At 66.1% G+C, this 14,532-nt stretch carries 12 protein-coding genes; 7 read left to right on the forward strand and 5 right to left on the reverse strand.

The window, feature by feature from the left end:
* Nucleotides 1-2 precede the first annotated feature (2 nt).
* Nucleotides 3-785 (forward strand): ABC transporter ATP-binding protein, encoded by a 783-nt coding sequence (locus TSA1_RS25745; RefSeq protein WP_174719071.1) that lies wholly within the window; start codon nt 3-5, stop codon nt 783-785.
* A gap of 29 nt (nt 786-814) precedes the next feature.
* Nucleotides 815-1,687 (forward strand): MlaD family protein, encoded by an 873-nt coding sequence (locus TSA1_RS25750; protein WP_100178775.1) that lies wholly within the window; start codon nt 815-817, stop codon nt 1,685-1,687.
* Nucleotides 1,688-1,967: 280 nt separating this feature from the next.
* On the opposite strand, the gene TSA1_RS25755 is transcribed toward TSA1_RS25750, so the two are convergent.
* On the reverse strand, nt 1,968-7,676 hold the full coding sequence (locus TSA1_RS25755) for an apolipoprotein A-IV repeat region-like domain-containing protein (RefSeq protein ID WP_100178776.1): 5,709 nt from the start codon (nt 7,674-7,676) through the stop codon (nt 1,968-1,970).
* A gap of 397 nt (nt 7,677-8,073) precedes the next feature.
* Between TSA1_RS25755 and TSA1_RS25760 the strand changes: the two genes are divergently transcribed.
* Both TSA1_RS25760 and TSA1_RS25765 read left to right on the forward strand, forming a co-directional pair.
* The gene (locus TSA1_RS25760) at nt 8,074-8,448 is read left to right on the forward strand and encodes an Hpt domain-containing protein (protein ID WP_100181343.1); all 375 of its coding nucleotides are present in this window, start codon (nt 8,074-8,076) and stop codon (nt 8,446-8,448) included.
* 164 nt (nt 8,449-8,612) lie between these two features.
* Nucleotides 8,613-8,933, forward strand: a complete 321-nt coding sequence (locus TSA1_RS25765; protein WP_100178777.1) for a 2Fe-2S iron-sulfur cluster-binding protein — start codon at nt 8,613-8,615, stop codon at nt 8,931-8,933.
* A gap of 16 nt (nt 8,934-8,949) precedes the next feature.
* Here TSA1_RS25765 and TSA1_RS25770 read toward each other — a convergent pair whose 3' ends face one another.
* The gene (locus TSA1_RS25770; RefSeq protein WP_100178778.1) at nt 8,950-9,420 is read right to left on the reverse strand and encodes an acyl-CoA thioesterase; all 471 of its coding nucleotides are present in this window, start codon (nt 9,418-9,420) and stop codon (nt 8,950-8,952) included.
* Between the two features lie 182 nt (nt 9,421-9,602).
* Between TSA1_RS25770 and TSA1_RS25775 the strand changes: the two genes are divergently transcribed.
* The 3 genes from TSA1_RS25775 to TSA1_RS25785 all read left to right on the forward strand — a co-directional run bounded on the left by TSA1_RS25775 (nt 9,603) and on the right by TSA1_RS25785 (nt 11,940).
* A complete protein-coding gene (locus TSA1_RS25775) occupies nt 9,603-10,631 on the forward strand; it encodes an NAD(P)/FAD-dependent oxidoreductase (protein WP_100178779.1) in 1,029 nt (342 codons plus the stop codon).
* Nucleotides 10,632-10,736: 105 nt separating this feature from the next.
* A complete protein-coding gene (locus TSA1_RS25780) occupies nt 10,737-11,333 on the forward strand; it encodes a DUF2147 domain-containing protein (protein ID WP_100178780.1) in 597 nt (198 codons plus the stop codon).
* A 250-nt stretch (nt 11,334-11,583) separates the two neighbouring features.
* Nucleotides 11,584-11,940, forward strand: a complete 357-nt coding sequence (locus TSA1_RS25785; protein ID WP_100178781.1) for a hypothetical protein — start codon at nt 11,584-11,586, stop codon at nt 11,938-11,940.
* Between the two features lie 53 nt (nt 11,941-11,993).
* Here the strand turns inward: TSA1_RS25785 and TSA1_RS25790 are convergent, their stop codons facing one another.
* The 3 genes from TSA1_RS25790 to TSA1_RS25800 all read right to left on the reverse strand — a co-directional run bounded on the left by TSA1_RS25790 (nt 11,994) and on the right by TSA1_RS25800 (nt 14,500).
* The gene (locus TSA1_RS25790) at nt 11,994-12,263 is read right to left on the reverse strand and encodes a hypothetical protein (RefSeq protein ID WP_174719072.1); all 270 of its coding nucleotides are present in this window, start codon (nt 12,261-12,263) and stop codon (nt 11,994-11,996) included.
* A gap of 195 nt (nt 12,264-12,458) precedes the next feature.
* The gene (locus tag TSA1_RS25795) at nt 12,459-13,823 is read right to left on the reverse strand and encodes a sensor histidine kinase (protein ID WP_100178783.1); all 1,365 of its coding nucleotides are present in this window, start codon (nt 13,821-13,823) and stop codon (nt 12,459-12,461) included.
* Complete coding sequence (locus TSA1_RS25800; protein WP_100178784.1) at nt 13,820-14,500, reverse strand: response regulator transcription factor; 681 nt, start codon at nt 14,498-14,500, stop codon at nt 13,820-13,822. The genes TSA1_RS25795 and TSA1_RS25800 overlap by 4 nt, the downstream gene beginning before the upstream one ends.
* Between the last annotated feature and the right edge of the window lie 32 nt (nt 14,501-14,532).

Raw genomic sequence — 14,532 nt, forward strand, 5'->3', positions numbered from 1 at the left:
CGATGGCAGGAGAAGCTCAACGCGAAACCTCAGATCCCATCATCCGCGTCCGCGACATCACCGTGCAGTTCGGCGCGACACGCGTGCTCGACGGCCTCAACCTCGACGTCAAGCGCGGCGAGATCCTGGGCTTTGTCGGCCCTTCCGGCGCGGGCAAGTCGGTGCTGACACGCACCATCATCGGCCTCGTGCCGAAGGTTGCGGGCTCCATCGAGGTGTTCGGCGTCGACCTCGATTCCTCCAACACCTCGCAGCGCCGCAACGTCGAGCGGCGCTGGGGCGTCCTGTTCCAGCAGGGCGCGCTGTTCTCCTCGCTGACGGTGCGGCAGAACATCCAGTTTCCGATGCGCGAATATCTTCGCGTCTCGCAGCGGCTGATGGACGAGATCACTATGGCCAAGCTCACCATGGTCGGGCTCAAGCCGGAGGTCGCCGAACGCTTTCCCTCCGAGCTCTCGGGCGGCATGATCAAGCGCGTCGCGCTCGCCCGCGCGCTGTCGCTCGATCCGGATCTCGTGTTCCTGGACGAGCCGACCTCGGGCCTCGATCCGATCGGCGCCGGCGACTTCGACGACCTGGTCAGGACGCTCCAGCGCACTTTGGGGCTGACGGTTTTCATGGTAACCCACGATCTCGACAGCCTTTACACCGCATGTGACCGCATCGCCGTTTTAGGGAACGGTAAGATCATTGCGGCAGGGTCGATCGCCGACATGCAGGCCTCGCAGCATCCCTGGTTGAGGCAGTATTTCCATGGCAAGCGCGCCCGCGCGGTCATGACTTGAGTAGCTGGGATGAGTAGCCGGAGCACCTGATGGAAACGCGGGCGAACTACGTTTTGATCGGATCGTTCACGCTGGCGGTGATCGCGGCGGCGATCGGCTTCGTGCTGTGGTTCCAGTCGCTGCACACCACCAAGCAGCGCAGCCCGCTGCGCGTCGTGTTCGAGGGCCCGGCGGCCGGCCTGCGCAATGGCGGCAGCGTCAACTTCAACGGTATCCGGGTGGGCGAGGTGGTCTCGGTGAAGCTCGACAACCCGCGGCGGGTTGTCGCACTCGCCATGATCGAGAACAACGCCCCGATCCGCAAGGACACCCTGGTCGGCCTCGAATTCCAGGGCCTGACCGGCGTTGCCGCGATCTCGCTCAAGGGCGGCGACGAAGCCGCGGCCCCGCCGCCGCTCGACCAGGACGGCATCCCGACGCTGACCGCTGACCCCAACAAGCTGCAGGACGTCACCGAGGCGATCCGCGGCACGCTGCAGAACATCAACAAGATCGTCGCCGACAATCAGGAATCGGTGAAGAACTCGCTGAAGAATCTGGAGACCTTCACCAGTTCGCTCGCGCGCAATTCCGAGAAGATCGACGGCGTGATGGCCAAGGTCGACGGCGTCGTGCTCAAGGCCGACAATCTCATGCTCGGCCTCAATACGCTCGCCGGCGGCAAGGACGGCGGCGAGCTGTTCCAGGCGGTGAAGTCGATCCGCGAGCTCGCCGACGATTTCGACAAGCGCTCGGGTGCGCTGATGGCCGACGGTCGCCGCACGCTGGGTGACATCAGCCGCGCCGTGAACAATTTCGACCGCAACCCGACCCGCGTCCTGTTCGGCGCCAGCAACAGCAGCGCGCCACCGCCCGCGCCGCCGCCGGAGCCGCCGAGGCAGGCACCGGCGCCGAGACGGTAGGAGGGGCACGTTCGCGCTTCTCTCTCCACGTCATTGCGAGCGTAGCGAAGCAATCCAGTCGGTCTGGATTGCTTCGTCGCTTTGCTCCTCGCAATGATGGAGCTTGTAGAAGCCGCCTTGGTAGCCCGGATGGAGCGCAAGCGTAATCCGGGACTTTTTGCTGAGCTCCCCGCATTGCGCTGCGCTCCATGCGGGCTACGAGCCCCTCTCGAAGTGACGCGCCCAAACAAAAACGGAGGCCGCGAGGCCTCCGTTTTCTCATTCGTTGATGACTTGCCCGTTACCCCAGCCGGCCCGCCGCATGCGCGAGCAGCGTGTAGACCAGCCCCGTCTCCGAGGTCAGGTGGCCGCGCAGCTCCTGCGGGCCGCGGCCGTCACGGGCGACCTCGTCGAGCAGGCGCTCGAACTCGGCGACGTAGCGGTCGACCGTGCCCTTGAAGTTGCGGTCGGCGCGGTACTTGCGGGCGACCTCGTCGAAGGCCTTCTGACCGGCGGGCGTGTAGAGGCGCTTGGTGAAGGCCTTGTTCTCGCCGCGCTGGTAGCGGTCCCACATCTCGGCCGCGAGGTTGCGGTCCATCAGCCGGCCGATGTCGAGCGACAGCGATTCCAGCGGATTGCTGCTGGCCTGCGGGGCCTGCGGCTGCGGCGCGGGGGCGGCGCGGCCACGCGGAGCCTGACCGGTCGGGGCGCCCTGATTGGCGTCCGTGCGGTTGAGCAGGTCCGACAGCCAGCCGTCACGGCCCTGGTCGTTGCTGGACGGCGCGACCGGCGGCGCTTCGGTGCGACGCGAGGGCGCCGGCATGCCGAGGTCCGGCGGCGGCAGCGTGGAAGCGCTGCCGGTGTCGCGCATGCGGGTCTCGGTGCCACGACCGCCGGCAATGGCCATCACCGGCTCTTCCTGGCGCTGGACGGCGACGGACGCGCGGCCCGCGGTGGTGACGTCGAGGCCGCGGCCGTGCTGGGCGACGATGCGGTTGAGCTCGGCGAGAGCCTCGATCTGGTCGACGATCACCTTGCGCATCTGCGCCGTGCTCTCGGCGGCCTCCTGCGGCATCTCGAGCACGCCGCGGCGCAGCTCGTTGCGGGTGGCTTCGAGCTCGTTGTGCATCTCGAAGGCCATCTGCTTCATGCTGGAGACGAGGTTGGTGAACTTCTCGGTCGACTGCTTGAACATCGCATCCGCCTCGTCCGTGGTCTGGCGGTAGATGTCGTGCATCGCCTCGATGGTCTGGCGGTGCTCCTCCTCGGACGCCACGCGCACCGCCTCGAACTGGCGGGTGATCGCGGCGGAGCCGGCGCCGGCGGTCTCGGCGACGACGCGGGCGATGTCGCGGGCGCGCTCTTCGGCGGCCGCCAGCGATTCGTCGAGCAGGCCGGTGAAGCGCGACAGCCGCTGGTCGAGGTCGGCCGTACGCAGGTCTATCGTGGTGACGAGCGATTCCAGCGCCTGCTTGCGCTCGGCGAGCGAGGCGGTGGTGTTCTTGTTGCTCTGCTCGACGACCTGTGCGGCCTCGACCAGCGCCTTGCCGTGCGCGTCGAACTGGGTCGACAGCTCGCCGAGATCCTGCAGCGCCTTCGTGGTCTTGCTGTTGAAGACGTTGAGCTGGTCTTCCAGGTTCTGCGTCGCCGCGCCGTTGCGGGAGGTGACGTCGTTCATCGCCGAGACGAAGTCGGCGACACGCGTCACCAGCGCCCGCTCGAGCGAGTTGAGGTTGTCGTGCGCACCGGTCAGCACCTCCTGGAGCAGGATGTTGCCTTCGCGCAGCCGTTCGAACAGTGCCACCGTGTCGGTGCGCAGGATCTTGCTGGTCTCCTGCATCTCGGTGACGGCCGCGATCGAGACCTGGCGCGACTGGTCGATCGCGGAGCGCGAGGCCTGCTCGAGGTCCTTGAGCGACTTGCCGACCGCGCTGGTCGCGATCTCGCTGGCCGCGTTGATGGTACGCGCGACTTCCGAGCCGTTGCCCATCATGGTCTGCGAGAAGGCCTGGCCGCGCGTCTCGATCGACTTCAGCGCGTCCGAGGTGACGCGGTCGATGTCGAGCGTGAGCTGGCTGGTCTTCGAGCCGATCGCGTCGACCAGCGCACCGCGCTTGGCGTCGATCATGTTCGACAGACGGTCGGCCTGCTGCTGCACATAGGTGACGATCTCGTCGGTCTTGCCGGTCATGGCCTGGCCGAAGCTGCTCGAGGCGGCGAGCACCGAGCGCTCGACGTCGGCCGAGCTCGACTTGACCCGCGAGCTCGCCTCGTTGGAGGCGGTGATCAGCGCGTTCTGGGCGTTGAGCGCGCTGGTCTGGATGTCGTTGGTCGCGTTCGCGGTGGCCGTGCTCAGCGTGCGCTCGATCTCGGTCGAGATCGTGCGGATCTGGCTCGCGGCATCCGCCGAGGTCGAGGTCAGCGAGATCTGGGCCTCACGCGCGCTGTTGAGGATGGTCGAGGCGGTGTCGGCGCCGACAGCGGTCAGCGTGCGCTCGATGTCCGTGGTCAGCGACTTGATCTGGCTAGCCGCGTCGGTCGAGGCGGAGATCAGCGAGCCCTGGGCTTCGCGCACGCCGCTGGTGAGCGCCTCGATGGTGGCGCCGCCGGCGGTTGCCAGCGCGCGCTGCATCTCGGCGGCGAGCGAACGGACCTGGCTGGTCTGCTCGGCCGAGACCGTGAGCAGGGTGCTCTGGGCGTCGCGGGCGCTGGTGGTGATCGTCTCGGCGGTCGACTGGCCGACCTGCGAGAGCGAACGATGCACTTCGGCCGCGAGCGACTTGACCTGGCTCGCCGCGTCCGAGGACGCGGTGACCAGCGTGCTCTGGGCTTCGCGGGCGCCGGTCACGATGGTTTCGGCGGTCGAGGTGCCGGCCATCGTGAGCGAGCGCTGCACGTCCGAGGACAGCGCCTTGATCTGGTTGGCGGTCTCGGTCGAGGCCGCGATCAGCGCGCTCTGCGCGTCGCGGGCGCCGGCGGTGATCGATTCCGCCGTGGTCGTGCCGGCCAGCGACAGCGAGCGCTGCACGTCGGCGGTCAGCGTCTTGACGTGGTTGGCCGCATCCGAGGACGCGGTGACGAGCGTGGTCTGCACCTCGCGGGCGCCGGCCAGGATCGAGGCCGCGGTGGCAGAGCCTGCCGCCGACAGCGTGCGTTCGACGTCGGCCGACAGCGCCTTGATCTGGTTGGAGGCTTCGCCCGACGCCGCGACCAGCGTCGCCTGCGCCTCGCGGGCGCTGCTCAGGATCGAGTTCGCCGAACCGGTGCCGACCGCGGTCAGCGCGCGCTCGACCTCGGCGGAGGTCATCTTGAGCTGGGCGTTGACGTCCGAGGAGACGGTCATCAGCGACTGCTGGGCGGTGCGGGCGCCGGTCTGGATCGTCTCGCTGGTGTTGACGACGAGGTTGGTGAGCGAGCGCTCGGCGTCCTCGACATGCGAGCGGATCGCGGTCGAGATCATCTCGGCGCGGGACATCATGTCCTCGCTGGCCTGGCGGCCGCTGCTTTCGATGCGGCCGGCGACGGCCTCGACGCGCGAGCCGAGCAGGTCCTCGAACTGCGCCACGCGCACGTCGATGTCGCTCGCGACCGAGCCGACCTTGGTCTCGATGGCCTGATGGATCTCCTGGAAGCGCGCCGTGACCGTGTCGGTCAGATGCGTGCTGCGGCCGTCGATGATCTCGGTGACGCCGGTGATGCGGCGGTCGACCGCCTCGATCGCCTGCGCGGTGCCGTCGGTGAGCGTCGAGGTCAGCAGGGTCAGGCGCGTGTCGATCGACTGCACGGCCTGCGAGGCGCCGTTGGTGACGGCCGTGGTCAGGTAGGTGAGGCGGGAGTCGATGGACTCGAGCGCCTGCGTCGCATTGCCCGTCAGCGTCGTCGTGAGGTGGGTCAGGCGGGTATCGATCGACTGGATGGTCTGCGAGGCGCCATCGGTCAGCGAGCTCGTCAGGTGGTTGAGGCGCGCGTCGATGGTCTCGATGGCCTGCGAGGCGCCGCCGGTGAGCGACGTCGTCAGGTGGGTGAGGCGGGAGTCGATCGACTGGATCGCCTGCGCGGCGCCGTCGGTCAGCGACGTCGCCAGCGTGTTGATGCGCCCGTCGATGGTGTCGGTCATGGACTTCGCGCGGCTGTCGAACGACTGTTCGAGCGCGGCGACGCGGCCGACGAGCTGCTCGTCGAAGGTCTTGATGTGACCGCCGATCGTACCGTCGAGGCTGGCGATCTTGCCGTTCAGCGAGGCGTCGAGATTGCTGACGCGTTCGCCGACCGTGGTCTCGAACTGCAGCAGGCGCTGGTCGAGCACGGCCGTGATCTCGCCGCCGTTGGCGGTGAAGCGGGTGTCGAAATTGTCGACATAGGTCTTCAGCGATTCATGGATTTCCTGCGTGCGCTGGCCCATGCGCTCGACGATCTCGCCGCCGAAGGTCTTCACGGTGCGGTCGAACTCGGAGATGTGGCGCGTGATCAGGGCGCCCAGCGTGCCGGAGTCGCGGGCGAACTTCTCGACCAGCTCGGTGCCCTGGTTCCTGACCAGCTCGTCGAACGCGCTCATCTGCAGCGACAGCGAGTCGTGCGCGGTCTCGGTCTGGCTCACGACCTTGGCGACGAGGGTGTTGACGGTGGCGTCGAGCGCCTCGCTCGCCTTGTCGCCGCTCGTCATGATCTGGCCGGCGAGGCGGTTGCCGGCGTCGTCGATCTTGGCCGAGATGTCGTTGGAGCGCAGCTCGAGCTCGAGCAGCAGCGAGTCCGAGGAGTTCTTCAGGCTGTCGTGCACCTGCTCGGTGCGCTCGGAGATGCCGTCGACGATCGCGGCGGAGCGCTGCTCGAACTCGCCGGTGATGCGGTCGATGCGTTCGTTCAGCATCTCGTGGACGCGGTCGGCGAGGTCGACGAACTCGTCGTGGACGTGGCCGGTCTTGAAGTTGAGGCTGGTGGTCAGCCGCTCGCTGGCGTCGAGCACGGCGCGCGTGGTCTCGTTGCTGGCCTCCTCGAGGCGGTCGAGCAGGTCGCCGCCGCGCTCGCCGAGCGCCAGGATCATGTTGTCGCCGGCATTGCTCAGGGCGCTGGTGATGTGGGCGCCGCGCTCTTCGAGAGCACCGGTGATGGACTTGGCGACCTCGTCGACGCGCGAGGCGATCGCGTCGGAGATCAGCGCGATGTCGTGGCGCAGATCGATCTGCACGCCGGAGATGGCGCTGCGGACCTGCTCGGCCTGGCCGACCAGATTGTCGCGCTGATGGGCGATGTCCTGGAGCAGGGCGCGGATACGCACCTCGTTGTCGGAATAGGCGCGTTCGAGTGCGGCGACCTCGTTGGCGACCAGCGTCTCCAGCTCGCCGGCACGCGCGATCGCGCGCTCGATGCCGTCGCCCATCGCCGCGACCTCGCGGCGGATGGCCTGGCCGACGGTGACCATGGAATCGGAAGCCGAGCCCTCGGGCTCGGAGAAGCGGATCGCGACCTGCGCCATCGCCTGGGCGACCGAGCTCATCTGCTGGCCGCGCCAGACCAAACTCGCCAGGAAGTAGAACAGCATGATGGGCGCGAAGAACATGGTGACGAGGCCGGCGATGGCCAGCACGCCGCCGCTCTGGCCCATGGCGGCCTGGATCGAGGGCAGGAAGCCGATCGTCAGTGCGGCGCAGGCCGCGAGCCAGATCACGGTGAAGATCGTCGCGCCGGTGTAGATGCTGCGGGCAGGGCGACCCGTCTGCAACGCCTGGAGCAACTGGCCGATGGTCTCGCGGTCGTCGTTGGCGGCGCGGCGCGAAGCGCGCGGCTCCTCGACCGGGTCGAACACGTTTGCACGTTCATTGGCGGCAGGACGCGGCTCGAAGCTCGGCTCGTCGAAGATCGGGGGCGGCGGCGCCACCGAAGGCGCGGTCTCGTTGCGCATGGCGGCGTTGCGGCTGGTGTCGGCAGCCGTGTCGCTGATGTTCAGGGCTTCCTGGATCGCAGAAAGCGCAACTTCTGTCGGGTCTTTGACCTTTTTCGGAGTGTTCGCCATGTTCAGTCCGAGCCCTCGTTACTTGTACGCGTCCCCCCGCGAGCCCTGCGCGCTGCGCAAGCCCACAGACCGGATCATGCCGCTTACGCGGATCTCCTAGCCGTCCCCACCCGGACGGCTTGTCCGCCAATTTCTGCAACATCCTATTGGCAGAGCGATGCGAATGAAATGCCCGCGATTAAGACATTCTTAATCATCGTTAACAGGATCGCGGCGTAACGCCTTAGCATTAAATGTAATTCTCCACCGGACTCGCCCGATTGCGGCAACTTTTCGTCAATAAACCGGCAGAACTGCGTTCAAGAAGCCAAACATTTCGTTAACCATTTCCATGCTTGGCTGGGCTGAATTCGCCGCCGGACCGGCGGAACCGTCGCGCGATGCCGGGGCCTGCGCCATGATGCCTGAACTGCAACGGATGGACTGGATGCCCTCGCCCCCGCTTGCACCCATCGACAGCCCGCTCGACCTCGACCACCTCTCCCGGATGACGCTTGGCGACGCGGATCTGGAACAGGAAGTGCTGGCCATGTTCGCCGAGCAGGCGGTCCGCCTGATGGCGGCGATGGCGGCCCTGCCGGCCGAGGCCGGCGCACTGGCCCACAAGCTCAAGGGCTCGGCCCGCGGGGTCGGCGCCTTTGCGGTGGCAGATGCCGCGGCAAGCCTCGAGACTGCGATCCTGACCGGCCATAACCAGCGCCACGCCCTCGCCGCGCTGAAGGAGGCGGTCACCGAGGCCCGCGCCGCCATCGAGGCGATCCTGAAGCCTTGAGGCCAAGCGGCCGAGCCGGATTCTAGTCTCTTGTTTTGACGCATTTTCTTGCCGCAAAGCGGGATTCACTTCGCAGCAAAACCCTATGGCGCCGGGCTGATCGACCCGTTATAGGACAGCCCGGACCCTCCTTCATTCCCAGCACCGCGGCAGCACGAGCACACATGGCCAAGATTCACTTTGTCGACCACAAGGGCGAAACCCGTACGGTGGAAATCGAGAACGGCGCAACCGTGATGGAAGCCGCGATCCGCAACAGCATTCCCGGCGTCGAGGCCGAATGCGGCGGCGCCTGCGCCTGCGCGACCTGCCATGTCTATGTCGACGAAGCCTGGCGCGAGAAGGTCGGCAGCCCGACGCCGATGGAAGAGGACATGCTCGATTTCGGCTTCGACGTGCGCCCCAATTCGCGCCTGTCCTGCCAGATCAAGGTCTCCGACGAGCTCGACGGTCTCATCGTGACGACGCCGGAACGTCAGGCCTGATCCGCCTTCCCAAAATTTACGATGCACTCGGCGGCGCGACTTCGATGCCGCGCTTGTGCCAGGGTCTGAATTTCTCGATCACCTCCGCAGTCAACGGGGCCGGCCGGCGCGTCGCCTCGTCCAGCAGGACGCCGACCGAAATCGCCGAGGCGATGCATTTCCCCTCCGAGAACACGACCTGCTCGAAGGTCACGGACGTCCGTCCCAGCTTCACCACACCGAGGCCGAACTCGATCGTGTTCGGCCAGTGCAGTTCGGCGCGGAAATGCATGTCGAGCCGCACCATGATCCAGGCGAGGCCCGGCGGGGTCAAGCCGTACTGGGGAAGCTTCATCAGCGTGACGCGGCCGGTCTCGAAATAGGTGGCGTAGACCGCGTTGTTGACGTGCTGGTTGGGGTCGAGATCGCCAAAGCGGACATTGTCGCTGAGGCGGAAGGGGAAGTCCTCCAGACGCGGCGTCGTGTCGAGGCGGCTTGGTGCGTTCACCGATTGATCTCCGTCATATCCATCCCCGTTACAACCCAGTTATCCTGACCCGGCAAGTGGGCGCGGCTGCGGGGGGCTCCTGCTTTTATGCCTTCCCTGATTCATCCCCGTTGGCTAGACAGGCAGGGTCACCTCTGCCCGCCGGGCGCCGTCCAACCGATAACGATCGATAAAGAGACGACATGAGCGACGTGATCAAAACCGATGTGCTGATTATTGGCGCCGGCCCCTGCGGTCTGTTCGCCGCCTTCGAGCTTGGCCTTCTCGACATGAAGACGCATTTCGTCGACATCCTCGACAAGGTCGGCGGCCAGTGCGCCGAGCTCTATCCGGAAAAGCCGATCTACGACATTCCCGGCATTCCCCAGGTTTCGGGGCAGGGCCTCACCGACGCGCTGATGGAGCAGATCAAGCCGTTCCATCCGACCTTCCATCTCGGCGAGATGGTCGAGACCGTGGAGAAGATCGGCGATCCCGCATTTCGCTGCACCACGGACGCGGGCAAGGTGTTCGAATGCAAGGTGCTGGTGATCGCAGCCGGCGGCGGCTCCTTCCAGCCCAAGCGTCCGCCGGTGCCGGGCATCGAGACCTATGAGGGTACGTCGGTGCATTACGCCGTGCGCAAGATGGAGACGTTCCGCGACAAGAACGTGCTGATCGTCGGCGGCGGCGATTCCGCGCTCGACTGGACGCTCAATCTGCATCCGATCGCGAAGCGCATCACGCTATTGCACCGGCGCGACGAGTTTCGCGCCGCGCCCCACAGCGTCGAGCAGATGCGCGCGCTGGTTGCCGGCGGCAAGATGGATCTGCGGCTCGGCCAGGTCACGGCGTTGTCCGGCGCCGAGGGCAAGCTCTCCGGTGCGACCGTCAAGGGCAACGACAACAGCATCACCGAGATTGCCTGCGACACCATGCTGCCGTTCTTCGGGCTGACCATGAAGCTCGGTCCCGTCGCGAACTGGGGCATTGCGCTGGAGAACAATCTGGTGCCGGTCGAGACCAGTGCATTCGAGACCAATGTTCCCGGCATCTTCGCGATCGGCGACATCAACACCTATCCCGGCAAGATCAAGCTGATCCTGTGCGGCTTCCACGAGGGCGCGCTGATGTCGCAAAAAGCACATCGCTACGTCTATCCGGAGAAGCGGCTCGTGTTCCAGTACACGACCTCGTCCTCCAGCCTGCAAAAGAAGCTGGGTGTCAACTGACGGCAGCGGCGCAGGCGGGGATGCCCCATGTTTCTGGTGCTGGAACCGTTCGCGAAATCGCCGTAGTCTGCGGCCATTCCGGTCGTGGAATTACAAGGTGATCTAATGCGGATTTCTTCCAGCTTTCGGCTGCTCCCCTTCCTTGCGCTTGCATTGTCGCTCGCGACGGTGACGCCGTCTGCGGCGCAGACCACCGAGCCCACGGCGGCGGGCCTGTGGCAGAAGGTCGAAGACGGCAAGACGGTCGGATGGTTTCTCTTCATCGACCATAACGGCATCTTCGAAGGCGTGATCGCCAAGACCTTCCCGCGGCCCGGCGACGATCCGAACGAGATCTGCAGCAAGTGCACCGACGATCGCAAGAACGCGCCGGTGCTCGGCATTTCCTTCGTCCGCAACATGAAGCGCGAAGGATTGAAGTACGAAGGCGGCAACGTGCTCAATCCCCGCGACGGCCAGATCTGGAAGGCCAACATGAAGGTCAGCCCCGACGGACAGACCCTGACCCTGCGCGGCTATCTCGGCATTTCGCTGCTTGGCAAGGACGAGACCTGGATGCGCCTGCCCGACGCCAACATCGCCCAGGTCGATCCCGCCATCGTCGCGAAATATCTGCCCGCGCCGGCTGCGGCCACCAAGCCGCCGGCGCCCGCGACGAAGAAGAGCGGCGGCATGATGATGGCTCCGGCGCCCAAGCAGTAACCTCGGTCCCATTTCTGAGAGTCGTCCCGTCGGCGTCGGATTTTGATCCTACGCCGCATTCGTCGAAAGGCGCATGCCGTTGCGCCGTGCGACAGTAGTTCCCCGGAATGCGCGCTGGCAGCGGATTTGCATAGCTATCGCCAGGGTGCTGGAGGAACGAGTCGCCGGCGCCGTGCCTTGAGCCAAGGCACGGACAACGGACGACATTGTCTGTCTCCCGCACGAATGATTCTGATCGCGGGACGACGAGATGAAATCTTCAAGATTATGCGCGGCGACGCTGCTGGGCGCGACGGCGCTCCTGGCCATCCCGGCACAGGCGCGCGACGACGGACGCTACGCCAACTCGCCGCTAAAACCCTGGTTCGAGAGCCTGCACAGCGAATTCGGTCAATGCTGCACCGACGCCGACGGCTATGTCATTGCCGACGTCGATTGGGAGTCCGATCACGGCCGCTTCCGCGTCCGCATCGACGACGAATGGGTGGTGGTGCCCGACGGCGCCGTGATCACCGTGCCGAACAAGATCGGTCGCACCATGGTGTGGAAGCACTACATCGACGGTCATCCGCGCGTGCGCTGTTTCATGCCCGGCAGCATGACCTGAAAACGCTGACGGCGCCCGCTTCGGATGCAGGCGCCGCAAGCGATGTGAAAGGCTCAGCGCGCCTCGCTTCCCGAACCCGCGCTGGCAAGCCGTTTTACGCGCGGGGACAACACTGAAACCTGCGCGGGCGAGGCGGGCATGCCGGCGACGGTCATCGCGGGCGCGGCCGACTGCTCCTCGACGCCGGCGCTGCCGAGCACCTGCACCTGCATCGCCGAGATCGGCAACGACTTCACTTCGTAAGAGGGAAGCTCACCCGCGAAGGCGCCGGTGGAGCTTGCAATCAAGGCGCCGGCGACGGCAATCATTGTGAGACCACGCATTGGAAAATCTCCGTTGAAGATGTCAATCGGAGGTTTGGTCGTGGCGATGCACAAGGAGGTTCGCTCGTGTGCGAACATTCGTGTGTCCGTGGGCGAACCTATTGGTTGCGTGATGCGACAGGACGAAACGATGACGAAGTTTTTCGCGTCAATGTTTCAGGACGGTTTCGCGGCATCGATCGACGCAGCTCGCAGCTAGCTTGTCTGCAACGCCAGCTGCGCAGGTCCGGTCGGCGCGACGGTCGCCGGAAAGCGCAGGCTCATGGTCGTGCCACGGCCGGGTGCGGACGAGATGATCAACTCGCCGTTGTGGGCCGCCATGATCTCGCGGACGATCGACAGGCCGAGCCCGGCACCGTCGCCGGCGGTATTGCCGGTCTGAAACGGCTCGAGCAATTTGTGTTCGGCGCCATCGGGCAGGCCTGCGCCGTCGTCGTCGATCGAGACGCCGTCGGGGCCCAGCGTGGCGACGATGCGGCGCGCGCCGCGGGCATGGATCAGCGCGTTGCCGACGAGATTGGCCAGCGCGCTGCGGATTGCGGCGTCGACGCCCAGCACCAGGACCGGACCTTTCTCGGCCTGGTCGAGCGCGAGCTCGATGCCGGCGTCCAGCGCCGAGGGACCGAAATCGGCAAGCACCTCGATCGTGATTTGGGCGAGATCGATCGGCCGCTTCTCGACCGCGTGATTCTGCAGCCGGGCGAGGTCGAGCATGGCGGACACCAGCGACGTCAGGCGCCTGACGTCGCGCACCAACTCGGCCCTCAGGGCGGGCTCGGGCACGTCCTCGATCTTCGCGCGCAGAAGCGTGAGCGGCGTGCGCAGTTGATGGGCGGCGTTGCCGAGAAAGCGGCGCTGCATCCTGATATAGGCATCGATCTCGCCGAAGGCGCGGTTCAGCGCCTCGACCAGGGGCTTTAGCTCGCAGGGGACCTCCGACAAGGATATCAAGCCTTGCGGCGCCGACGGATCGATCGCGAGCGCGCGCCGCGCGACCCGCTCGATGCTACGTGAGACGAAACGCGCAGCAAGCGCCGAGCCGACGGCAACGGTCGCTGCAAAGGCCAGCGCCACGAGCATGATCGAAAAGACCCTGCGGAGGAGAAACGTCCGTGCAATCCGGCCAAAGCGGACCTGAGGCTCGCCAACCATCATCCCGAGCCGCAACGAGCCCCGCTGTACGGCGGAGAGACAGAAAGTGCTGTTCTGGTCGAGCGTGCTGAAGACGGAGGAGCCGACGGGCCCGCGGTAGGGAAACACGAAGGGGAGGGCGGGCCGATGTTCGCTGCCGTACTCGCTGAGCAGTTCGCCCGCGGACATGACGTACCAGAGGTTCGGGCTGTCCGCCTTCAATTCCTCGAGGGCAGGAGTCGGACGTACCGTCAGTTTTTGCCCTTCTATGACCGTCGCGCGATCGAGAATGGCAGCCACGACCTGACAGGACCTAAACTCGTGTTCCTCGGTCGGATATCGCCAGATGAAGACGCCGAGCATGGTCAGGAAGATCGTCGTCGCGGCGATGCCGAGCGAGATCGCGAACGTCCGGGCAATCGACGTCATCGCGGCGTCGCCAGCCGCAGGATGTAACCGATGCCCCGCATGCTGCGGATCTCGACGTCGCCGCCGAACGCGGCCAGCTTCTTCCGCAGGCGCGAGACCTGCGCTTCCAGCGTGTTGGATTCGATCTCGTCGTCGAAACCGTAGATTTCCTCGATCAGGGCGGCGCGGGTGATGACGCGGTCGCGCCGCATCAGCAGTGCGCCGAGGATCAGCGCCTCGCGCCGCCGCAGCAGGATCTTCCTGCCGGCGACCACGACCTCGTTGCTGCCGAGATGCAGCTCGACATTGCCGAGCGACAGCACGGAAGGCGCGAGCAACCGGGGCCGCCGCAGCACTGCACGCACCCGTGCGATCAGCTCCTGCGGCTCGAACGGCTTGCCGAGATAATCGTCGGCGCCGCCGTTGAGGCCGTCGACGACGTCCTCCTTGGTGTCCTTGGACGTCAGCATGATGATGGCGGGACGCTCCGGCGACTGACTTAGCGCCGCGACCACCTCGAGCGCATCGCCGTCGGGCAGCATCCGGTCGACGATTGCGAGATCGTATTTGAAATTCTCCAGCGCCTGGCGGGCATCGGCGATCGAGCCGACGACGTCCACGACGCCGTGCAATTGCCCGAGCAGGCGGCTGACATAGGCGCCGATCTGCGGTTCGTCTTCGATCACGAGGGAACGCACGCGGGTCGGTCCTTGACTCTGCTGGGTGACAA

The organism is Bradyrhizobium nitroreducens, assembly GCF_002776695.1.
In the GTDB taxonomy this organism is placed as follows: Bacteria; Pseudomonadota; Alphaproteobacteria; order Rhizobiales; family Xanthobacteraceae; genus Bradyrhizobium; species Bradyrhizobium nitroreducens.